21 protein-coding genes are annotated in these 20,178 nt (G+C 69.2%); 9 read left to right on the forward strand and 12 right to left on the reverse strand.

Going from position 1 to position 20,178, the window contains the following annotated elements; translation table 11 throughout:
- Nucleotides 1-30: 30 nt before the first annotated feature.
- The 7 genes from K8O92_14305 to K8O92_14335 form a co-directional block, all read right to left on the reverse strand.
- Nucleotides 31-624, reverse strand: a complete 594-nt coding sequence (locus K8O92_14305; GenBank protein UAK34890.1) for a DNA-3-methyladenine glycosylase I — start codon at nucleotides 622-624, stop codon at nucleotides 31-33.
- On the reverse strand, nucleotides 621-941 hold the full coding sequence (locus K8O92_14310) for a DivIVA domain-containing protein (GenBank protein ID UAK34891.1): 321 nt from the start codon (nucleotides 939-941) through the stop codon (nucleotides 621-623). Before K8O92_14310 ends, K8O92_14305 begins: the two co-directional genes overlap by 4 nt.
- A 123-nt stretch (nucleotides 942-1,064) precedes the next feature.
- Nucleotides 1,065-2,204, reverse strand: a complete 1,140-nt coding sequence (locus K8O92_14315; protein UAK34892.1) for an Mrp/NBP35 family ATP-binding protein — start codon at nucleotides 2,202-2,204, stop codon at nucleotides 1,065-1,067.
- A 19-nt stretch (nucleotides 2,205-2,223) separates the two neighbouring features.
- Nucleotides 2,224-3,090 (reverse strand): lytic murein transglycosylase, encoded by an 867-nt coding sequence (locus K8O92_14320; protein UAK34893.1) that lies wholly within the window; start codon nucleotides 3,088-3,090, stop codon nucleotides 2,224-2,226.
- 112 nt (nucleotides 3,091-3,202) lie between these two features.
- A complete protein-coding gene (locus tag K8O92_14325) occupies nucleotides 3,203-4,657 on the reverse strand; it encodes a lytic transglycosylase (GenBank protein ID UAK34894.1) in 1,455 nt (484 codons plus the stop codon).
- A gap of 85 nt (nucleotides 4,658-4,742) precedes the next feature.
- Entirely contained in the window at nucleotides 4,743-5,387 is a 645-nt protein-coding gene (locus K8O92_14330; GenBank protein ID UAK34895.1) for a DUF1003 domain-containing protein, read from the reverse strand.
- Nucleotides 5,388-5,472: 85 nt separating this feature from the next.
- Nucleotides 5,473-6,753: a CBS domain-containing protein gene (locus K8O92_14335; GenBank protein UAK34896.1), complete on the reverse strand. Its 1,281-nt coding sequence runs from the start codon at nucleotides 6,751-6,753 to the stop codon at nucleotides 5,473-5,475.
- Between the two features lie 62 nt (nucleotides 6,754-6,815).
- Between K8O92_14335 and K8O92_14340 the strand changes: the two genes are divergently transcribed.
- The 3 genes from K8O92_14340 to K8O92_14350 are packed head-to-tail and all read left to right on the forward strand — an operon-like array spanning nucleotide 6,816 to nucleotide 8,862.
- The gene (locus K8O92_14340; protein ID UAK34897.1) at nucleotides 6,816-7,772 is read left to right on the forward strand and encodes a CoA ester lyase; all 957 of its coding nucleotides are present in this window, start codon (nucleotides 6,816-6,818) and stop codon (nucleotides 7,770-7,772) included.
- A gap of 12 nt (nucleotides 7,773-7,784) precedes the next feature.
- Nucleotides 7,785-8,276 carry a magnesium transporter gene (locus K8O92_14345; GenBank protein UAK34898.1) on the forward strand — a complete coding sequence of 164 codons (492 nt, stop codon included), beginning with the start codon at nucleotides 7,785-7,787 and terminating at the stop codon, nucleotides 8,274-8,276.
- A gap of 4 nt (nucleotides 8,277-8,280) precedes the next feature.
- Entirely contained in the window at nucleotides 8,281-8,862 is a 582-nt protein-coding gene (locus K8O92_14350) for a suppressor of fused domain protein (GenBank protein ID UAK34899.1), read from the forward strand.
- Between the two features lie 12 nt (nucleotides 8,863-8,874).
- Here the strand turns inward: K8O92_14350 and K8O92_14355 are convergent, their stop codons facing one another.
- Nucleotides 8,875-9,951 carry a magnesium and cobalt transport protein CorA gene (locus K8O92_14355; protein UAK35700.1) on the reverse strand — a complete coding sequence of 359 codons (1,077 nt, stop codon included), beginning with the start codon at nucleotides 9,949-9,951 and terminating at the stop codon, nucleotides 8,875-8,877.
- 75 nt (nucleotides 9,952-10,026) lie between these two features.
- On the opposite strand from K8O92_14355, the gene K8O92_14360 reads away from it, so the two are divergent.
- The 4 genes from K8O92_14360 (at nucleotide 10,027) to K8O92_14375 (ending at nucleotide 14,440) form a co-directional block, all read left to right on the forward strand.
- Complete coding sequence (locus K8O92_14360; protein UAK34900.1) at nucleotides 10,027-10,881, forward strand: PHP domain-containing protein; 855 nt, start codon at nucleotides 10,027-10,029, stop codon at nucleotides 10,879-10,881.
- Complete coding sequence (locus K8O92_14365; GenBank protein UAK34901.1) at nucleotides 10,878-11,144, forward strand: hypothetical protein; 267 nt, start codon at nucleotides 10,878-10,880, stop codon at nucleotides 11,142-11,144. The genes K8O92_14360 and K8O92_14365 overlap by 4 nt, the downstream gene beginning before the upstream one ends.
- 24 nt (nucleotides 11,145-11,168) lie before the next feature.
- The gene (locus K8O92_14370) at nucleotides 11,169-12,737 is read left to right on the forward strand and encodes an FAD-binding protein (protein UAK34902.1); all 1,569 of its coding nucleotides are present in this window, start codon (nucleotides 11,169-11,171) and stop codon (nucleotides 12,735-12,737) included.
- Nucleotides 12,738-13,252: 515 nt separating this feature from the next.
- Nucleotides 13,253-14,440 (forward strand): NADP-dependent malic enzyme, encoded by a 1,188-nt coding sequence (locus tag K8O92_14375; protein ID UAK34903.1) that lies wholly within the window; start codon nucleotides 13,253-13,255, stop codon nucleotides 14,438-14,440.
- A 16-nt stretch (nucleotides 14,441-14,456) separates the two neighbouring features.
- On the opposite strand, the gene K8O92_14380 is transcribed toward K8O92_14375, so the two are convergent.
- From K8O92_14380 to K8O92_14395, 4 genes are read right to left on the reverse strand one after another with little or no spacing between them, the layout of a single operon-like run.
- Nucleotides 14,457-15,173 (reverse strand): ABC transporter permease, encoded by a 717-nt coding sequence (locus K8O92_14380; GenBank protein ID UAK34904.1) that lies wholly within the window; start codon nucleotides 15,171-15,173, stop codon nucleotides 14,457-14,459.
- Nucleotides 15,170-15,835 (reverse strand): ABC transporter permease subunit, encoded by a 666-nt coding sequence (locus K8O92_14385; protein ID UAK34905.1) that lies wholly within the window; start codon nucleotides 15,833-15,835, stop codon nucleotides 15,170-15,172. Before K8O92_14385 ends, K8O92_14380 begins: the two co-directional genes overlap by 4 nt.
- 9 nt (nucleotides 15,836-15,844) lie before the next feature.
- Nucleotides 15,845-16,993, reverse strand: a complete 1,149-nt coding sequence (locus tag K8O92_14390; GenBank protein ID UAK34906.1) for an ABC transporter ATP-binding protein — start codon at nucleotides 16,991-16,993, stop codon at nucleotides 15,845-15,847.
- Between the two features lie 11 nt (nucleotides 16,994-17,004).
- Complete coding sequence (locus K8O92_14395) at nucleotides 17,005-18,054, reverse strand: ABC transporter substrate-binding protein (GenBank protein ID UAK34907.1); 1,050 nt, start codon at nucleotides 18,052-18,054, stop codon at nucleotides 17,005-17,007.
- Nucleotides 18,055-18,129: 75 nt separating this feature from the next.
- On the opposite strand from K8O92_14395, the gene K8O92_14400 reads away from it, so the two are divergent.
- Together K8O92_14400 and K8O92_14405 are read left to right on the forward strand one after the other, a co-directional pair.
- Entirely contained in the window at nucleotides 18,130-19,023 is an 894-nt protein-coding gene (locus tag K8O92_14400; protein UAK34908.1) for a transporter, read from the forward strand.
- A 443-nt stretch (nucleotides 19,024-19,466) separates the two neighbouring features.
- The gene (locus K8O92_14405; GenBank protein UAK35701.1) at nucleotides 19,467-20,174 is read left to right on the forward strand and encodes a PadR family transcriptional regulator; all 708 of its coding nucleotides are present in this window, start codon (nucleotides 19,467-19,469) and stop codon (nucleotides 20,172-20,174) included.
- Nucleotides 20,175-20,178: the final 4 nt, after the last annotated feature.

The raw sequence follows: 20,178 nt of genomic DNA on the forward strand, positions 1-20,178 counted from the left end.
CCTATCGCGGATGTGGACGGATAGCTGAGTTCAAAAAGTGACCGGTCGGCCTGTGCCGGACCGGTCGCTGCCCACCCAGCAATCGGCCACGTGGTCATCGACCATTCCGGTCGCCTGCATCAAGGCATACGCGGTGGTGGGTCCGACGAATCGGAATCCGCGCCGTTTCAATTCTTTTGCCAGGGCTGTGGATTCGGGTGTGGTCGCGGGCACATCGGCGCCGGAGCGCGGGCGCGGGCGCGGCGGCGGGGCGAACGACCAGAGCAGCTCGTCCAGGCTCACCTCGAGATCCCTGGCAACCCGGGCGTTGGCGATGGCCGCGTCGATCTTGAGACGGTTGCGGACTATGCCGGCGTCGGCCATCAGCCTGGCGACGTCGTCGTCACCGAACTCCGCGACGCGCTCGATCGAGAAATCGGCGAACGCGGCGCGGAAGGCCGGGCGTTTCCGCAGGATGGTCAGCCAGGACAGACCGGATTGGAACGCCTCCAAGCAGAGCCGCTCGAACAAGGCGTCGTCACCGTGCAGCGGCTTGCCCCATTCGTAGTCGTGGTAGTCCCGATAGAGCGGAGATTCCAGCGGCCAAGCGCAGCGAATCAGCCCGTCGTCGGCGAGGGCGGTCATTTCGTCTCCGGCGCGATCGGCGTCTGCCACCGCGCGGCCTGCGCCTCGGCCAGCTGATGCTGGAGCTCATCGATCCGCGCGGCCAGCCTGGCCAGCGCCCAATCCACCTCCGCGGCCTTGTAGCCGCGCACCACCTGCTGGAAGCGCAACGCGCGCACGTCCGCCCCGGTGATCCCTTCCACCGGCAACACCGTGGCCGTCGTCTCCTCCGGCAGCGGGCCCAGCTCCTCGGACCGCCCGAACACCGCACTGGCGAGCAGGAACAGCACCGCCGCGACCAAGCCGACGATCAGCACGTACAACAGCATGGTGAGCATGAGATGAGTTTATTTGCAGCGCGTGGCCCGACCGAACAGCCACCGACAGATTCCCCCGTCGGGTGCGAGGCCTACGAGCGCCGCTCGCGGCCCGCGAACACGCCGCACCGCGGGCGCGGCGAATCAACCACCGTGTCGGGTGGTGTCGATGCCCAGGGACATCCCCGCGAGACCGCGGCGACGGACAGCGAGTTTGTCGGCGACCTCCAGCAGAGCCTTGGCGGCCGGGTTCTCCGGATCACGCAGCACGATGGGGGTGCCTTCGTCGCCTGACTCGCGCAGTGCCTGTTCGATGGGAATCTGACCGAGCAGCGGCACCGTCGCGCCCACGGCGCGGGTGAGCCGATCGGCGACGGCCTGCCCGCCACCGGAGCCGTACAGGTCCATCCGGGTTCCGTCGGGCAGGTCGAGCCAGGACATGTTCTCCACCACGCCCGCGATGCGCTGCCTGGTCTGCAACGCGATCGCGCCGGCCCGCTCGGCCACCTCCGCGGCGGCCGGCTGCGGGGTGGTGACGACCAGGATCTCCGCCCCCGGAATCAGCTGGGCGATGGAGATGGCGACGTCGCCGGTGCCCGGGGGCAGATCGAGCAGCAGGATGTCGAGGTCGCCCCAGAAGACGTCGGCGAGGAACTGTTGCAGCGCCCGGTGCAGCATCGGACCGCGCCACACCACCGGCGTGTTGCCCTGGGTGAATTGCGCGATCGAGATCATCTTCACGTCGTGCGCGATCGGCGGCATGATCATCCGCTCGACCTGGGTGGGGCGGGCGTCGGTGCCGAGCATGCGCGGGATGGAATGCCCGTAGATGTCCGCGTCCAGCACGCCGACCGAGAGGCCGCGCGAGGCCATGGCGGCGGCCAGGTTCACCGTGACGCTGGACTTGCCGACGCCGCCCTTTCCGGAGGCGACCGCGTAGACGCGGGTCAGCGAGCCGGGCTGGGCGAACGGGATGACCGGATCGGCCGCGTCACCGCGCAACTGCTTGCGCAGTGCGGTGCGCTGCTCGTCGTTCATCACGTCGAGGTCGACGCTGATCGCGCCCACGCCCGGGACATCCGCGACGGCCTTGCTGACCCGCTGCGTGATCTCGGTGCGCAGAGGGCAACCCGCCGTCGTCAAGTAGATCTCCACGTGGACATCGCTGGCGGCGCCGATCACAACGCTCTTCACCATGCCCAGCTCGGTGATCGGCTTGCGGATCTCCGGGTCGTCGACCTTCGCGAGGGCTCCCCGCACATCCGATTCCGTAACCACTGGCATGGCAGAAATTTTAGGCGTGTCAAATTTTGGGCAGGTCACGGGGCCGGGGTGCGACCCCCGTGTTGTAGGAAGTTTCCCACGCCATGACGTTCGCGACGTACGCCATGGAGTGGTTGTAGCGCAGGATCGCCTTGGTCTGCTGGGCCATGTCACGCATGTTCAAGCCGCCGTCGCACAGGTACTTCCCGGCGGTCAGGGCGGCGTCGAAGAGGTTCTGCGGGTCGGCGATGCCGTCGCCGCTGCCGTCGGCCGCGTAGCGCTTCCAGGTTTCGGGCAGGAACTGCATGGGGCCGATGGCGCGGTCGTATCCGTCCAGGCCGTCCAACGCGCCGTCGTCGGTGTCGCGGATGACGTGGTTGCCGTAGAGCGAACCATCCAGCACCGGGCCGTAGACGGGGCTCAGCGGGTTGCCCTCGGCGTCGGCCTTGCCGCCGAACGCGTGGGTGGACTCGACCCGGCCGATACCGGCCAGCAGCGACCACGGCATGCCGCACACCGGATTCTCGGCCGCCAGGACCCGTTCCGCGTTCTGATAGGCCGCGACGGCCACACCGGGGACGCCCAGCGGCCCGGTCGCCATCGCGGCGGGTTGCCGACCGCCCGGCAGCGCAACGGTTTTCACCACGGGCGTGGCGGTAGGCGCGGCCTTCGCCATGGCGTGAGCGGCGAATTCAGCCCCGGCCATCAAGTCCGCGGCCGCCTGCGGGCCGGCGCTCAGAGTATCCGGTTCGCTTTCGGGTGTATGCACCGCCGCCGCGACGGGTGCGGCGTCGCCGACCTCGGAGGCGGCCGTGACGGATACGAGCCCGGCGGGAACCAAGCCGGTCAGTGCGATGACGGAACTCCGTCTGACGGTGGCAGGCGATTGTTTGCGATGACGCCCCACGGTGCGGTGACCCTCCCATGGCTCGCTGTGAGCCCTTTGTGATGAACCAAGGGGAGATTACCGCATCCGAGATCTGTTTGTTACTACTTCGTGATCTGATGCCTGGTTTGAATCACTGCTGGGGTGCAGCGGGTGGTACGGGAAGGGGGATGACGATTCCGAAGGGGAGAGTGATCCCCGGTGGCGGCGGGGGAACAGGGGCGGCCTCGGGCGCCGGTTCCGGTTCGGGTTCCGCAGCGGGCGGCGTGGTGACGGCAGGTTCGGGATCGCCGCGGTGTGCGTCGTCCGGAGCGGGCAGGCCTCCGGGTGCGGGCGTGGGTTCGGCGGTGGCCAGCGTGGTCTCGGGCTGTGCGCATCCGGCGGCCTGCTGGTCCGGGGCGCCCGGCTGGCCGGGGATCCCGGCATCGGCGGGCCTGCCCATCCCGGCCGGATCGCCGGGGTCGCGGGGAGCGGCCGGTACGCCGCCGTAGGGTTGCCCCGGTGCGAGCGGGACGCGGGCGGTGCCCGGTAGGTCCGGGAACGGCATGGGTGCGGGTATCGGTTGCGCCGCGCACGGATTCACCGGCGGCGCGGGCGGGCAGAAGATCCCACACGGAATCGGCGGCAAACCCGGAATCGTGATCATCACCTGCATCGGCACCGGCGGCCGCGGAACCGGAACCACCGCCCGCGGCGACTCACCCACCCGCGGCGCCGTCGTCGTCACCGCCGCCATCTCCGACCCCGGCCCCACCGAAGGCAACGTCCCCGGCGCCACCACATCCGGCGAAATCCGCACCTGCTGCGGCGAACCCCCCGTCCGATACGCCGCCGACCAACTCAACACATTCGCCGCGTACGCCATCGAGTTGTTGTACCGCAACACCGCCCGCAACTCCTGCGACCCATCCCGCAGATCCATACCCCCCGAACACAAATACTTCCCCGCCGCCAACGCCGCATCGAACACATTATGCGGATCCGACACCCCGTCCCCATTCCCATCCGCCCCATACAACCCCCACGTCCCCGGCAAGAACTGCATCGGACCCACCGCCCGCACAAACCCACCGTCCCCAGCCCGGATCACCTCGTTCCCCGGCAAACTCCCATCCAACGCCGGACCGAAAATCGGCGACACCGTCGTACCCGCCGCATCCGTACGCCCACCCCGCGCATGCCCCGACTCGATCCGCCCGATCCCCGCCAGCAAACTCCACGACAACCCACACCCCGGCGCCGAAGACGCCAACGCCAACTCCGCATTCCGATACGCCGCCAACACCACCTCCGGAATCCCCAACGCACCCCCCACCCTCGGCAACGAAAGCTCCTGCAACGGCACCACACCCGCGAACGGCGCCACCCCCGGCGTCACCGCCCGCAACCGCCGCGGCCCCTCCACCGACACCGGCAACCACCCCACCACCCCCGACGACCCACCCGCCACACCCCCACCCGACGCCGCCGCCAACACCTCCGGCGCCCGCGGCGCCGACACCCCCACCGGCGACTGCACCCCCGAACCACTCACCACCACACCAGCAACAACCAAAGCCGACACCGTTATCGGAGCAGATACACGCATTCGGCCACACCCAATCCCTCGACGTCGTGGGAGCGGCCGTCCGGGACATCCCCTGTCCGGGCCGCTCTGGACAACGTTGTCCAGGTTACCCACCAGTCAGGTCGTTGTTCGGTATTTCCGGTTGATCACTGGTTACCGAAGGGGGAATAGGTGCTGGAGCGGGCTTTCTGCCGGAGCTTTTTTTGCGGCCGCCCTTTCCGGAGCTTTCGATCTCGTGAGCCGGGGATTCGGCGGACTCGATCCGGTCCAGAATCCCTTTCAGCTCTTCCAATTCCCGGCGCAGGTAATCTCGGGTGGCCACTTCACCGACCGCGATGCGTAATGCCGCCAGTTCGCGGGCCAGAAACTCGGTGTCCGCCTTGGTTTGAGCGGCCCGCATCCGGTCCTCCTCCAGGGCGACCCGGTCCCGGTTGTCCTGCCGGTTCTGCGCGAGCAGGATCAGTGGCGCCGCGTAGGCGGCCTGGGTGGAAAAGGCCAGGTTCAGCAGGATGAACGGGTACGGGTCCCAGCGCAGCGCGACCACGAAGACGTTCAACAGGATCCAGACCAGCACCAGGATCGTCTGGACCGCCAGGTACCGCCCGGTGCCCAGGAATCGCGCCACCCGCTCACTGCTGCGGGCCAATGCCTCGGCGTCCCACTCGAACCGGAACCGGCCTTCCACCGGCGTCTCCAGACGCTGGCGCGCCCTGCTGGGACCGAGCCGCCCGCCCGGGTCGTTCTCGGTCATGCTCCGTCCTTCCGGGCGCGAGCGCTCCTGTGGGCCCGGCCGCTCACACTGTGCCGTCCGGGGGCGTGCGCGGGGTCCCGCGTGGTCATGCCGAGCCCCTCTCGTCGGTCTCTGCCTGGTCGCGCCAGTCCTCGGGCAGCAGGTGGTCGAGGACGTCGTCGACGCTGACCGCGCCGAGCAGGTGGTTCTCCTCGTCCACCACCGGTCCGCAGACCAGGTTGTAGGTCGCGAAGTACCGGGTCACCGCGGCCAGCGGAAGTCCGGGGCGCAGCGGCGACAGGTCGGTGTCGAGGATGCCGCCCACCAGGTGGGCCGGTGGTTCGCGCAGTAATTGCTGGATGTGCACCGAACCCAGATAGCGCCCGGTGGGCGTCGCGGTGGGCGGACGGACCACGAACACCATGGAGGCCAGCGCGGGGGTCAGGTCCGGGTTGCGCACCCGCGCCAGCGCCTCGGCCACCGTGGTGGACGGTGTCAAGATCACCGGCTTCGGGGTCATCAGGCCGCCCGCACTGTAAGGAGAGTGCTCGAGCAACCTGCGCACCGGTTCGGACTCCTGCGGGTCCATCAAGGCGAGCAGCGATTCGGCCTCGCCCTCGGGCAACTCGCCCAGCAGGTCGGCGGCGTCGTCGGGGTCCATCGCCTCCAACACGTCGGCGGCCCTGCGCACCTCCAAGTGGCTGAGCAGTTCGACCTGCTCGTCGTCGGGGAGTTCCTGCACCACGTCGGCCAGGCGCTCGTCGTCCAGCGCGACGGCCACCTCGATCCGCCGCTTCTCCGGCAGCTCGCGCAGTTGTTGCGCCACGTCGGCCGCGCGCATGCCCTCGAACTGTTCCAGCAGCTGGGTGACGTCCTGCCCCGGCCGGTCGATCTCGTTGGGCGTCAGGCCGGACACGACGGTCCAGTCCACGACGTGCACCGTGCGCCTGCGGCCGAGCCTGCGGTGCCCGCGCACCGCGACCCGGGTGACCAGCCAATCCCGGGACCGGGTCTGTTCGATGCCCAGATCGGTCACATGGACGTCCACGCCCGCCAGATCCGGCAGGTCGGGGTCCTCGACCCGCACCATCGAGTCGACGATCTGCGCCAGAGCGAGCATCTCGCCCGGTCGCTGGGTGAAACGTCGCAGGCTGACCGTCCCGGTGTTCAGCGTGACCACCCCGGGTTCGATCGCCGTGACCCGCAGGATCGGCACGAAAATACGCCGCCGGGTGAGCAATTCGACGACCAGGCCGTGCACGCGGGGCTGCCGGCGATCGGAGCGGACGGCCACGACGACGTCACGTATCCGGCCGATAGACTCGCCGTCCGGTCCCAGCACCGCCAACCCGGCCAGCCTGGCGACGTACACCCTGGTAGCTGCCATGCTGCCAGGCTAGAGGTTCGCGGGCGGGTGTTCGCACCCCGCCACGATCGACGGGAGTGATCATGAAGCTGCGCCGTTCGGTGCTCGCCTGTCCGGGCAGCAACCCGAAGATGATCGAGAAGACCAAGACGTTGCCCGTCGACGAGGTGTTTCTCGATCTGGAGGACGCGGTCGCGCCGGTCGCGAAGGCGCAGGCGCGGGCGAACATCGTCGCGGCGCTCAACGACTCCGGGTGGGGAGCGCAGCTGCGCGTGGTCCGGGTGAACGACTGGACCACCGAATGGACCTACGCCGACGTCATTTCCGTGGTCGAGGGCGCGGGCGCGGCGCTGGACGCGATCCTGCTGCCCAAGGTGACCGACGCGGGTCAGGTGCGCGCGCTGGACCTGCTGCTGACCCAGCTGGAGAAGGCCTGCGGCCTGGAGGTCGGCCGGATCGGTATCGAGCCGCAGATCGAGAACGCGCTGGGGCTGCGCAACATCGACGCGATCGCCACCGCCGCCTCCCGGGTGCAGACCCTGGTCTTCGGCCCGGCCGACTTCATGGCCAGCATCAACATGCGCACCCTCGTGGTCGGCGAGCAACCGGAGGGCTACGACACCGGCGACGCCTATCACCACATCCTGATGACCATCCTGCTCGCCGCCCGTGCCCACGGCCTGCAGGCGATCGACGGCCCGTACCTCCAGATCCGGGACGTGGAAGGCTTCCGGCGGGCCGCCGCGCGCACGGCCGCGCTCGGGTTCGACGGCAAGTGGGTGCTGCACCCCGGGCAGATCGAGGCGGCGAACGAGATCTTCAGCCCGCGCCAATCGGACTACGACCGGGCCGAGGAGATCCTGGACGCCTACGCCTTCCACACCTCCGCGGCGGGTGGCGCGCGCGGCGCGGTGATGCTCGGCGACGAGATGATCGATGAGGCCAGTGCCAAGATGGCCCAGGTGATCGCGGAGAAGGGTCGCGCCGCCGGAATGACGCGCACCACGCGTTTCACACCACCGCGGGTTGCGTCGGAATAGCAGAATGGAACCATGACGAATCCCTTGGGGAACTCGAGCCGTGCGCGGCAGGGCCTCCCGACGCCCCCTTCGGGCTGGCCGGTCGGCTCCTACCCGACCTATGGCGAGGCGCAGAAGGCGGTCGACTATCTGGCCGACAACCAGTTCCCGGTGCAGGATGTGACCATCGTCGGCGTCGACTTGATGCAGGTCGAGCGGGTGCTGTATCGGCTGACCTGGGGCAAGGTGATCGGCGGCGGCGTGGTGTCGGGCGCCTGGCTCGGCCTGTTCCTGGGTCTGCTGCTGAGCCTGTTCACCACCAGTGGCGCGTTCGGCCCACTGCTCGTCGGCCTGGTCGGCGGCATCATCTTCGGCGTCATCTCGACCTCGATCCCGTACGCGGCGACCAAGGGTCAGCGCGATTTCGCGTCCACCATGCAGTTGGTGGCCGGCCGCTACGACGTGCTGTGCGATCCGAAGTCGGCCGAACAGGCGCGGGATATGCTCGCGCGGCTGGCGATCTGACGCAATGGAAGTGCTGGAGAAGGTCCGCACCGAGGTGCTGGGCCATTTCGGCGTGGACGCCGCGAGTGTCGACGCCGCGGCGGTCACTTTCCTGGGCTTGGAGCCGATCGAGATCTTGCGCATCGTCGACGGCGACCTGGTGCATTACGTGACGCTGGGCGGCAGTAGGCATCCGATGGGCGATCCCACCGCCGTGCACGCCGATCCGGTGCGCGGCCCGCGCGCGGAACTGATCCTGACGCTGCGGTCGGGCGTCGGCGCCAGTTCTGGCCTGGCCAAGTCGCTCGGCGTGCTCGCCGCCGCGCCGGTCGTGGAAGGTGTTGTGCTGCAAGCGGACGCGTTGATGGACCTGGGCGAGCCGATGTGGCGCGACGCGCCGTTCACCGCGGTTCTGCTCGGCGACAGCGACATCCCGGCCGTGGCGCTGCCCGAACCGGCCGAGCCGGTGCGGTATTTCGCGGTGACGCCGGTGACCGCGACGGAGGCGGCATGGGTACGGGTCCGCGGCGCGCAGGCGTTGCGGGAGGCCTGGCAGGAGGCGGGAATCGACGTGCGCGACCCGAGACGCGGCGCCGCCAGCCTGTGATCCGTCGCCCGGCTACAGCCACTTGTTGCGGCGGAAGGTGAAGAACAGGCCCGTGCAAATGGCGAGGATGATCAGCCACACCGCGGGATAACCCCACACCTGATGCAATTCGGGCATGTGGTCGAAGTTCATCCCGTAGATGCCCGCGATCATCGTCGGCACCGCCGCGATCGCGACCCACGCCGAGATCCTGCGCATGTCGGTGTTCTGTTGCACGCTGATCCGGGCCAGAGCGGCGCTGATCAGCGCGCTCAGCGCCTCGTCGAAGTCGTTGATCCGTTCCGCCACGGCGGCATGCTGCTCGGCGACGTCCCGTAGATAGCGCCGGACCTCCTCGGGCACCGGCAGATCGAGTTTGTGACCGAGCTGTTCCAGCGGCACGGCGAGCGGATTCACCGCGCGCCGCAACTCCACGACCTCGCGCTTGAGCTGGTAGATGGATTCCACGGTGACACTGCCGCGCGGGGTGAAGATCTCCTCTTCCATCTCGTCGATGTCGTCCCCGACCGACTGGGCCACCTCGATGTAGGAGTCCACCACCCGGTCGGCGATCGCGTGCAGCACCGCACTGGGGCCGAGCCCTAGTTGCGCCGGGCTGGCCTCCAACGCCTTGCGCACCTCGGCGAGCCCGGAATGCTCACCGTGCCGGACTGCGACCACGAACTCGGGCCCGGTGAACACGATGATCTCGCCGGTCTCCACGATCTCGCTGACGCTGTCCCGTTCGTGCTCGACATAGCTGACCGTGCGCAGCACCAGCAGCAGCGAGTCGTCGTAACGTTCCAGTTTCGGCCGCTGGTGCTGCTCCAAGGCGTGTTCGGTGGCCAGTTGGTGCAACCCGAACGCGTCGGCGATATCGGCCATCTGCGTGCGGTCCGGGTCGTGCAGCCCGATCCAGACGAATCCGTTCTCCTCCCGGGCCCTGGCGAGGGCCGCCTTGTGGGTGAACCTCCCCGGCAGGCGCTCGCCGTCCACGTACACCGCGCAGTCGACGATCGCCTGCGCCGTCGGAACCGGGATGAACCGCTGCTCCGGCCGCGATGGCGTCCGGCCGGACCCGCGAAGCGAAAAGGACGGCACGCTGACGATGCTACGTCGCAGCAGGATGCGGGATCATCGCCTGCGCGTGCGGGAGTACCTCGCCGCACTGTAAGACTTGAAGGCGTGCGCATCGACCTGCATACCCATTCGACCGCGTCCGACGGCACCGACACTCCGGCCGAACTCGTGCGGAACGCGGCCGCCGCGGGCCTGGACGTCGTCGCGATCACCGATCACGACACCACGGCCGGATGGGCGGAAGCGGTCGAGGCGCTCCCGAAGGGGATGACGCTGGTCCGCGGCATGGAGATGTCCTGTGTCGGCCTGGGCGAGGACGGCTGGCCGGTGCCCGTGCATTTGCTGGCCTACCTGTTCGATCCGACCCACCGCGGCTTCGCCGAGGAACGCGAGCGGCTGCGCGCCGAACGAGTGGAGCGGCTGCGCGCCATGGCCGAGCGCATGGCGGCCGACGGACTGCCGATCGATCCCGATGCCGTGCTGGCCTCGGCCGGACCCTCCGCGGGCCGCCCGCATCTGGCCCGTGCGCTGGTCGCCGCCGGTGTGGTGCCGAGCGTGGACGCGGCGTTCGACGAATTGCTCGCTCCGCACGGCCGCTACTACGCCGAGAAGGCCGACACACCGTTGCGTCGTGCGGTGCGGATGATCGCCGGCGCGGGCGGGGTCAGCGTTCTGGCGCACACCAGGGCGCGCAAGCGGGGCAGGCTGCTGGCGCTCGACGACATTCGCGAGCTGGCCGCGCTCGGACTCGGCGGCCTGGAGATCGCGCATCCGGACCACTCCGCGGCCGACCGCGAGCTGCTCACCGATCTCGCCGCCGAACTCGGCCTGCTCACCACCGGTTCGTCGGACTACCACGGCGCGAACAAGACCATCCGGCTCGGTGAGTTCACCACCGAGCAGGCGCAGTTCGAGAAGCTGGTCGGCAAGGCATCGGGCGTGCCGGTGATCGCCTCGTGAGACTGGTGCGCGGACTCAGCGGCATCGTCGCCGGGGGCACAGTGGTGGGCACGCTGGTGGTGGTCGGCGCCGCCGTCGTCGCGGACCGGCGCGGGTTCCCGGGCCCGGGCGGCGAATCGGTCGCCTGGCATGTGGCCGCCGCGGTGGTCGCCCTCGCGGCGCAGATCTATTCGGATCGGCATCGGGGTTCGGCCGCTTTTATCGGATCCATGGTTGTTTTTCTGGCTGCTGGACTTTTGCTGTGGACGCAATGGTGGAGCTGACAATCCCGCTTTGGTTGCGGACGGATGAATTGTGGCCGAACATTTTTCTTTGTGACTGAAGTCGAGACGGACGTACTGGTTATCGGCGGTGGTCCCGCCGGTATCCAGGCGGCCGTCTCGGCCGCTTCGACGGGTGCCACCGTCGTGCTGGTCGACAAGGCGCGATGCGGGTCGAGCGGACCGACCGCGTACAACACGATCTCGTTGTGGCACATCCCGCCCGGCCCCGCCCGGGAGGAGGCGGTGCGGCGCGGGCACGCGCACGGCGGCGGGCTGGGCGACCCGGACATGATGCACCGCGTGCTCGAGGAGACCCACCAGCGCGTTGAGCAATGGGCGCGGTGGGGTTATCGGATCGCCGGTGATCCCGAGCTCCCGGCGGCGCGGCGAATCTGTCTGGACGGCCCCGCTCACCTGCGTCGCATGCGCCGCAGGGTGCGCGAAGCAGGGGTGCGTGTGCTCGATCATCATCCCGCCTTGCGGTTGCTCGTCGACCGCGACGGTGTGGTGGCGGGCGCCGCCGGGCTGAGCAGTCAGGACGGGTTCCGGCGCTGGACCGTGCGTGCCGGCGCGGTCGTGGTCGCCACCGGGGGCTGCGCGTTCCTGTCCGGCGGCGCCGGCACCGACGTGGACACCGGCGACGGTCTGTTGTTCGCCGCGGAAGCGGGCGCCGAACTGTCGGGGATGGAGTTCTCCTGTGCCTACAGCTTGATCGCGCCGGGGAAGTCCGAGGCGACCGCATTGCGGAGTCTCGCGCTGCGCTTCGCCACTCTCTACGACGAATCCGGCGCCGAGCTGCCGGGACATCGCTCGGCGGCGCTCGCGGCCGTCGCCGAAGGTCGCCGGGTATTCGCCGCACTGGACGACGTGCCGACCGCCGTTCGCTCCCGGCTGGCGCGTCACGGACTCGCCGACCGCGCCGAGCGGGTGCCGCTGCGTGCGGTGCTGGACGGCACCGTGCGCGGCACCGGGGGACTGCGCGTCAACGGACCGGAGTGCGCGACGACCGTCGCGGGCCTGTTCGCCGCGGGGGACGTCGCCAGCCGCGAGTCGGTCACCGGCGCGGTCAGCGCCTACGGCGGGCTGGGCGCGGCGTGGGCGATCGCCTCCGGCGTCTGGGCCGGTACGAGCGCCGCGAAGTTCGCCCGCGCCGCAGATCAGCGCGCCCCGGCCCGCGAGGTGCCGGGAGCCGGGCTCGACGCCGTGGCCCGGATCGATCCGCGGGCGGTGATCGGTCTCGTGCAGGAGCACACCCTGCCGCTGCGACGCAGCTATTGGCGCAGCGCGGGCAGCCTGCGCGACAGCATCGGCGAACTCGACGGGATGTGGCCCGGCGCGGAATTCGACCTCGGCGGCAGCGGTGCCGACCTGCTGTATGCCCGGCAGGCCGCCGCCCTGCTCGCGGTGGCGCGATGGACGAAATACAGCGCGTTGATGCGCACGGAGAGCCGCGGCATGCACCGCAGGACCGATCATCCCGGCGCGACCGACCGCTGGCGGGTGCGACTGGTATCGGGCGGCGTGCGCAACGTGTGGGTGCGCCCGGATGTACCGTGGACGACGCTGGAGCAGTCCCGCGATATCGTCGCGTGAGGACGGGCCTACGCAGCGTAGCCGCGACCAGGTCTCACACCCTCGATGTCACAGGCCGTGCGACTGCTCACCGTGTCGCGCCCGTGAGCGGCGAGTTTCCCCTTACGTGAAGGTAATTCCGGCCCCCTAACGTTGGATGATGGAGCGCGACACGGCCCAGCGGGTAACCGGTTTGGCAACTCGCCCACCGGGCTGGCAGAATGTGTCGGATTCCTTACCTCCGCCACCGCCGGGTGAGGGAATCACGGAGGTCTCCGACTCGCCGACGTACCGTCGCGACCCACGAGATCACACCGCTTGTTCTATCCGGGCCCACCCGTCCGGTTCTGCTCCGCGGATCAGTGCCGCGCCCCGCCGTCGAGATATCGGCAAGCCGTGTTCGCTCGCTCGCAGCCGCCTCGAAACACACCGGTCAGCGCACTCGATGAGCGTAGTGAAACGACTTATACCCATTACCCGGTGGTAACCGTCCCCCGGTTTAGCCCGACCCGAGCAGGAGTGAAATCGTGTCACCTGTGACTGACGCACCGAATTCCACCGCAAGCCTGTCCGAAATCACAAACGACGAAATCTTCGCGGGACATCTCGGCGGCAAGCTCTCGGTCGAACTCAGTGCGCCCTTGGAGACCCAGCGCGACCTCTCGATCGCCTACACCCCGGGGGTCGCACAGGTCAGCCGCGCGATCGCGGAGGACGAGGCGCTGGCCAAGCGCTACACCTGGACCGATCGGCTCGTGGTCGTGGTCAGTGACGGCACCGCCGTGCTCGGCCTCGGTGACATCGGCCCGCGCGCCTCGCTGCCGGTGATGGAGGGCAAGGCGGCGCTGTTCAAGAAGTTCGCCGGGCTGGATTCGATCCCGATCGTGTTGGACACCAAGGACGTCGATGAGATCGTCGAGACGCTGATCCGCCTGCGCCCGAGTTTCGGCGCGGTGAATCTGGAGGACATCTCCGCGCCGCGCTGCTTCGAGATCGAGAAGCGCGTCATCGAGGCGCTCGACTGCCCGGTGATGCACGACGACCAGCACGGCACCGCCATCGTGGTGCTCGCGGCCCTCAACGGCGCCGCCAAGGTGCAGGGCCGCGGCATCGAGGGGCTGAAGGTCGTGGTGTCCGGCGCGGGCGCCGCCGGTGTCGCGTGCACGAACATCCTGCTCGCCGCGGGCGTCCGGGATGTCACCGTGCTCGATTCGAAGGGCATCGTCAACTCCGAGCGCGGCGACCTCAACGAGGTGAAGGCGGAGCTGGCCACCCGCACCAACCCGCGCGGTCTCGCCGGTGGCGCGGCCGAGGCGCTGGCGGGCGCCGATGTGTTCCTCGGCCTGTCCGCCGGTCTCATCGCCGAGGAGCTCATCGCCTCGATGGCGCCGGAGTCGATCGTGTTCGCGATGTCCAACCCGGACCCGGAGATCCACCCCGAGGTGGCGCGCAAGTACGCCGCGATCGTCGCCACCGGCCGCAGCGACTTCCCGAACCAGATCAACAACGTGCTGGCGTTCCCCGGCGTCTTCAAGGGCGCGCTGGACGCGGGCGCCCGGCGGATCACCGAAGGCATGAAGATCGCCGCCGCCGACGCCATCCTGAGCGTCGTCGCCGACGAACTCGGTCCGGACAAGATCGTCCCCAGCCCGCTGGACCCGCGGGTCGCCCCGGCCGTCGCCGAGGCGGTCGCGGCCGCCGCCCGTGCCGAGGGCGTCGCGTAAGGTCACCGCACAACGATCAGCTGAAAGGCGCCCGCTCTGCCTCGAGCGGGCGCCTTTTCGGTTCGATGAGCCGCAACCGACCGGTTCCCGGTGCGCAGGCCCACACGGCGAACGCCAGCAGGCCGTCCAGCACCATCGCCAGCAGCGCAACCAGCAGCGCACCCAGCAGCACCCGGTCGTACCGGTAGAGGCTGATGCCGTCGAAGATGTACCGGCCCAGACCGCCGAGGTTGACGTAGGCGGCGATCGTCGCGGTGGCCACCACCTGGAGGGTGGCACCGCGCAGGCCGGTGAGCAGGATGGGCAGCGCGTTGGGCACCTCCACCCGGAACAGGATCTGTCGCTCGGTCATGCCCATGGCGCGTGAGGCGTCCACGACATCGGCGGGCACGTTCGCGATTCCGGCGTACGCGCCCGCCAGCAGTGGGGGAATGCCCACCGTGACCAGGGCCAGCAGTGGCGGGATCAGGCCGAGGCCCAGCAGCAGCACCAGGAACGTCAGCAGACCGAGGGTCGGCAGCGCGCGCATGGCGTTGGCGAAGCCGACCAGCACCGCCGCTCCGCGCCGGGTGTGCCCGATGACCAGGCCGAGGGGGACCGCGATCACCGCCGAGACGGCGATGACCAGGAAGCTGTACCACAGGTGCTGGGCGATGCGGGTCCCGATTCCGGACGGACCGCTCCAGTTGGCGCCGTCGGTGAAGTAGTGCCAGGCGTCGAGGAAAAGATTCATGCGGCGCCTTTCGCCTTCGCGCTCTCGGCACCCGCGCGCACCCACGGCGTCGACCAGCGGCCCACGGTGTACACCGCGCGGTCGGCGACCAGCGCGAGTGCGAGCGTCACGATGATGCCCGCGATGATCTCGTCCGGGTAGTCACGCTGGTAGCCCTGGGTGAACAACTTGCCGAGTCCGCCGACGCCGATCAGCGCGCCGACCGACACCATCGCGATATTGGTCACCACCACCACGCGCAGGCTGGACACGAAGACCGGCACGGCCAGCGGCATGTCCACGGTGAGGGTGCGCCGCAGCGGCCCGTAGCCGACCGCGTCGGCGGCGTCGAGCACCGCGGCGGGCACCGCGTCCAAGGCGGCCGGGACCGCGATCACCAGCAGCGCCGTCGAATAGATGGTGAGCGCGATGATCACGTTCAGCGGATCGATGGCCGAGATTCCCACCAGCGGAGGAATGATCACGAACAGCGCCAGCGACGGAACGGTGTAGGCCAGGCTCGCGGCGGTCACCGTGACCCGCCGCAGCCACGACACCCGCCGTACCAGCGCGCCGACCGGGATCGCGATCACCAGAGCCAGGAGCAGCGGCGCCAGCGCGAGATAGAGATGGGTCGCGGTGAATCCCATGATCTCCGGGAAATTCTCGACGAGATATCGCATCGCACTCGCTCACGTCACTTGTTCTTCGAAGAAGTGCCGGTTGCGTTCGGCGTCTTCGCGCGCGCGTTGCCCGGCCAGCTGCGCGAGCACCTCGGTGGCCAGCACGCCGCCACGGACCGCGCCCTCGTCGTCCACGGCTACGCCGATCCCCGAGGGGGAGGAGATCGCGGCGTCCAGGGCCTGGCGCAGGTCACCGGTCGGGGTGAACAGTGAGCCGCCTGCCGACATGCTGTCGGCCAGCGCGCGACCCGCGCGCAACCCCTCGACCCCGGTGACGTCCATCCACCCGACCGGCTTGTTCCGCGCGTCCACCACCAGCACCCACTCGCCCGCGTCCAGCCGCAGCCCGCGCACTTCGTCGGCGAGGGCCGCCCGGATCTCATGCAACGGAACATCGTTCGCGGTTCGGAAGGACAACCCGCGGTAACCGCGGTCACGGCCGACGAAGTCGGCGACGAAATCGGTGGCAGGCTGCGCCAGCAGGCGTTGCGGCGGATCGTATTGCTGCAGCACACCGCCGCGACCGAACACCGCCACGCGATCGCCGAGCGTGATCGCCTCATCGATGTCATGGGTGACGAACACGATGGTCTTGTGCAATTCGGCTTGCAGCCTTTGCATTTCGACCTGCAATTCGGCCCGCACCACCGGGTCGACGGCACTGAACGGTTCGTCCATCAGCAGGACCGGCGGGTCCGCGGCAAGCGCGCGGGCCACGCCGACGCGCTGCTGCTGACCGCCCGACAGCTGTGCCGGGTATCGCCCGGCCAGCGAGCGGTCCAGACCTACCCGGTCGAGTACCTCGAGCGCCGCGGCGCGGGCCGCTCGGCGGGAGTCCCCACGCAGCACAGGCACGGTCGCGACATTGTCCACGACCGTCCGGTGTGGCAGCAGGCCGCCGCTCTGGATGACGTAGCCGATCCCGAGGCGCAGCCGGACCGGGTCGACGGTCGAAGTGTCTCGTCCCGCGATGGTGATCGTTCCCGAGGTCGGGACGATCATGCGGTTGATCATCCGCATCGAGGTCGTCTTCCCGCAGCCGGAGGGGCCGACGAACACGGTGAACGATCCCGATTCGATGCGCAGATCGAGGTCGGTGACGGCGTGGGTGCCGTCCGGATAGATCTTGCTGATACCGGAGAACTCGATATCGGACAACGAATTTCCTCCTAGGCCACCGGCTTGTTCAGCCCTTTGGCGGCGACCCAGGCCGCGGCGGCGGCCTTCGGCTCGGTCTTGCGCGCGCCGGAGACCGCCTCGTTCAGCTCGATCAGCTCGGCGGTGGTGAGCTGGGCCGATACCGCGTTCAGCGCCGCGAGCAGCTTGTCCGACTTCTTGCTCGCGTTGAACAGCGGAACGACGTTCTGCGCGGGGAAGTTGTGCTTCGGGTCTTCCAGCACCACGAGGTCGTTCTGCGCGATGGCGGGGGAGGTGGTGAAGATGTTGGCCGCGGTCACCTGGCCCTCGACCAGCGCGCGCACCGTGGCGGGACCGCCGCCGTCGGCGATCGGCACGAAATTGTTCGCGGCGATGGCGAGGTCGTAGTTCTTCTTCAGCCCGGGCAGTCCCCCTGCCCGCTCCTGGAATTCGGCGGGCGCGCCGAACTGCACTTCTGCCGAGTGCGGGGCCAGATCCGCGATCGTGCGCAGGTTCCAGCGCTGGGCGGTGGCGCGGGTGACCACCACGGCGTCCGAATCCTGCCCGGGCGCGGGTGTACCGATGGCGAGATCGGAACCGAGCGCCTTGCCGAGCGCGCTGTCCACGTCGGCCGCGCTGGTCGCGGTGGCGTTCTTGTCCAGGTACTGCAGCAAGTTGCCGGTGTACTCGGGGATCACCGAAATGGCGCACTTCCGCAATGCCGGTATGTAGGCTTCGCGGCTGCCGATGTCGAGCTTGGTGTCGACGGTGAATCCATTGGCGCGCAACACCTCCGCGTACACGTTGGCCACGGTCTCGGACTCCGGGAAGTTCGCCGAACCGACGATCAATCCGTCCCCCGAACAGCTGCCGCCGGTGGCGAGCGGATCGGAAGTGCCACAGGCCGAGAGGACCATCGCGACGGCGAGTGCCGAGGAGGCGGCGAACACTCGGGCGGCGCGCAGCGTCACGCGCAGAGCGGGGCGCCGGGGCGCGGCGGCGGCGGTGCGGGTGGATTTCACGGCAGTCCTTCCGACATGACGGCGGTGCGCGATCTCGGCTCCGCACGGCCGCCGGTACATTCTGGGTGTCCATACTGCCCGCTTGTGGGTCTTTGTGTCGGCCGTGTCGATTCGTCGGAGAGGTGGTGGCGCCGGATGGTGTCGGCCCCGTCACAGCGGGTTCTGGCTCGCTTGCTGGTCGTCGCTTCCGTCGCGCTGGTGGTGTCCTGCGGGAACGACGAATCGCCCGCGCCGTCGATCACCGTCGGCGCGGGCGATTCGGTGGAGTCCTCGGTGCTCGCCGAGATCTATGCGGGCGCGCTGGCGCGTACCGGCGCGCGCACCGCGGTCGCTCCCCGTCTCGGCGGCCGGGCGGACTACCTCGCCGCGCTCGACGCCGACCGGGTCCAGGTGGTCGGTGAGCACGCCGGGGCGTTGCTGGCCCACTTCGACGAACACGCGTCGGTTCGCCTGCCGAAGGAGGTGGCGAGCGCGGTGAGCGCCGCACTGCCCGAGGGGCTGGTGGTCTCCGACCTCGCCGACGGCGCCGATCTGCGGCCGCGGGTGCTGCTCACCGCGCAGGCGGCGGCGCACGACAAGGTGCGTTCGGTGGGCGATCTCGCGCCACACTGTGGTGCGCTGACCGTCGGTGTGGCAGCCCCGCCGGGCCTGCTGCCGTCTGCGGGCAAGGATCGCGTCACCGGATGCGACTTCGCTGCCACCGTAGCGTTCCCCGACCCGGCTGCGCTGCGAAAAGCGCTGCTGGACGGTGAGGTCCAGGCCGGTTTGCTGAGCGGTCCACTCGAACTGGCGCCCGGCGCGGCGGACGGTCTGACCGTGCTGTCCGACGATGGTTATGCCGTGCGGGCCGAGAACGTCCTGCCGCTGTTCCGCAAAGGTCTGCTGGACCAGCGACAGATCAAGAAGCTGAACTATGTGGCGGGCGAGCTGACGACGGACGAACTGGCAGCCATGATCCGTCGTGTCCGGGACGAGGGCGCCGCGCCGGGGGACGTCGCGCGCGCCTGGTTGGATGACCACGCGTTGTAGATGTTCGTCACCCGGCCGACTCGCCCTCGATGGGGGCCGGGTATTTACACCGGCCGCCGAGGCGAGTGCTGTCGGAAATCGAGCGATAGATGTCGCATGCGACACTGCCGCTGACCTGAGGCTGGGCATAGTGTTCTCACTGGGTTCGTAGACGGCCCGGTGACATCCTCACCCCGCTCCCGCACCGGCAATGGCGCCGATACGGGTCGCCGACGTTGTCGACCTTGCGACGGGGCGGATCGAGAGGCCATCGAGAGATCACACCTCGATGGCCTCTCGTCGTTTGTGTGTGCACTATCACCGGTCGCACAGCCTTGTCCGGCGGTTGTTCCGCACCGTATATTCCGCGTGGAATATTTCGCACGGAGCATGTCGGCGTCGCCCGCTGATGTCCGGGCAGCGAGCAGGCTCGGCGCTTGTCGAGACCGAGAGGTGATCAGGTGATGGGGCACGGGCAGGAGCATTCGACGGTGACGCCGTTGGGTATCGCCGTGCTCGCGCTGCTCGAGGAGCGGCCCATGCATCCGTACGAGATGTTCCAGACGCTGATCGCGCGGCGGGAGGACAAGCTGGTCAAGGTACGGCCCGGTTCGCTGTATCACACCGTGTCCCGGCTGGCCGATCAGGAACTGGTCCGCGCCGAGGGCGTCGAACGAGCCGGAAACCGGCCCGAACGCACCACCTACCGGATCACCGGGCGCGGCAAGGACGCGCTGCGTAACCGGATCGCCGAGATCGTGCGACGACCCGTGCCGGAGTACCCGATCTTCCCGGTGGCGCTGGGTGAATTGCACAACCTGCCCAAGCCGGAGGCGATGGCGCTGCTGCGGGAACGAATCGGCGTACTGGAAATCGAACTGGCCGACACCGACATGCTGAGCGCGTGGGCCGAAGAGCACGCCGTTCCCCGCCGCTACTGGATCGCGCTGCCCTATCTGCGGGCGATGCTCGCCGCCGAACTCGCCTGGGTCGTCCAGTTCACCGGCGAGTTGGACAGCGGCGCACTCGAATGGGAGGACTTCGCCCCGGCGACCGGCGCCCGCTCCGACGACGGCGACACCGGGTCGGTGGCCGGATCCACCGCATCGCGGGCGGTGCCGGGCGGCGCCGAGGCGAACTCCGTGCAGAGCTTTTCGAATAATCCGAGTTAGGAAC

Source organism: Nocardia asteroides, assembly GCA_019930625.1.
Taxonomy (GTDB): Bacteria; Actinomycetota; Actinomycetes; order Mycobacteriales; family Mycobacteriaceae; genus Nocardia; species Nocardia sputi.

Bases quoted from the DNA above. Each gene is read 5' to 3' on its own strand.
- K8O92_14305 (UAK34890.1), bottom strand. From the start codon at position 624: ATGACCGCCCTCGCCGACGACGGGCTGATTCGCTGCGCTTGGCCGCTG.
- K8O92_14310 (UAK34891.1), bottom strand. From the start codon at position 941: ATGCTCACCATGCTGTTGTACGTGCTGATCGTCGGCTTGGTCGCGGCG.
- K8O92_14315 (UAK34892.1), bottom strand. From the start codon at position 2,204: ATGCCAGTGGTTACGGAATCGGATGTGCGGGGAGCCCTCGCGAAGGTC.
- K8O92_14325 (UAK34894.1), bottom strand. From the start codon at position 4,657: ATGCGTGTATCTGCTCCGATAACGGTGTCGGCTTTGGTTGTTGCTGGT.
- K8O92_14330 (UAK34895.1), bottom strand. From the start codon at position 5,387: ATGACCGAGAACGACCCGGGCGGGCGGCTCGGTCCCAGCAGGGCGCGC.
- K8O92_14335 (UAK34896.1), bottom strand. From the start codon at position 6,753: ATGGCAGCTACCAGGGTGTACGTCGCCAGGCTGGCCGGGTTGGCGGTG.
- K8O92_14340 (UAK34897.1), top strand. From the start codon at position 6,816: ATGAAGCTGCGCCGTTCGGTGCTCGCCTGTCCGGGCAGCAACCCGAAG.
- K8O92_14345 (UAK34898.1), top strand. From the start codon at position 7,785: ATGACGAATCCCTTGGGGAACTCGAGCCGTGCGCGGCAGGGCCTCCCG.
- K8O92_14350 (UAK34899.1), top strand. From the start codon at position 8,281: ATGGAAGTGCTGGAGAAGGTCCGCACCGAGGTGCTGGGCCATTTCGGC.
- K8O92_14370 (UAK34902.1), top strand. From the start codon at position 11,169: ATGAATTGTGGCCGAACATTTTTCTTTGTGACTGAAGTCGAGACGGAC.
- K8O92_14380 (UAK34904.1), bottom strand. From the start codon at position 15,173: ATGAATCTTTTCCTCGACGCCTGGCACTACTTCACCGACGGCGCCAAC.
- K8O92_14385 (UAK34905.1), bottom strand. From the start codon at position 15,835: ATGCGATATCTCGTCGAGAATTTCCCGGAGATCATGGGATTCACCGCG.
- K8O92_14395 (UAK34907.1), bottom strand. From the start codon at position 18,054: ATGTACCGGCGGCCGTGCGGAGCCGAGATCGCGCACCGCCGTCATGTC.
- K8O92_14400 (UAK34908.1), top strand. From the start codon at position 18,130: ATGGTGTCGGCCCCGTCACAGCGGGTTCTGGCTCGCTTGCTGGTCGTC.
- K8O92_14405 (UAK35701.1), top strand. From the start codon at position 19,467: ATGGGGCACGGGCAGGAGCATTCGACGGTGACGCCGTTGGGTATCGCC.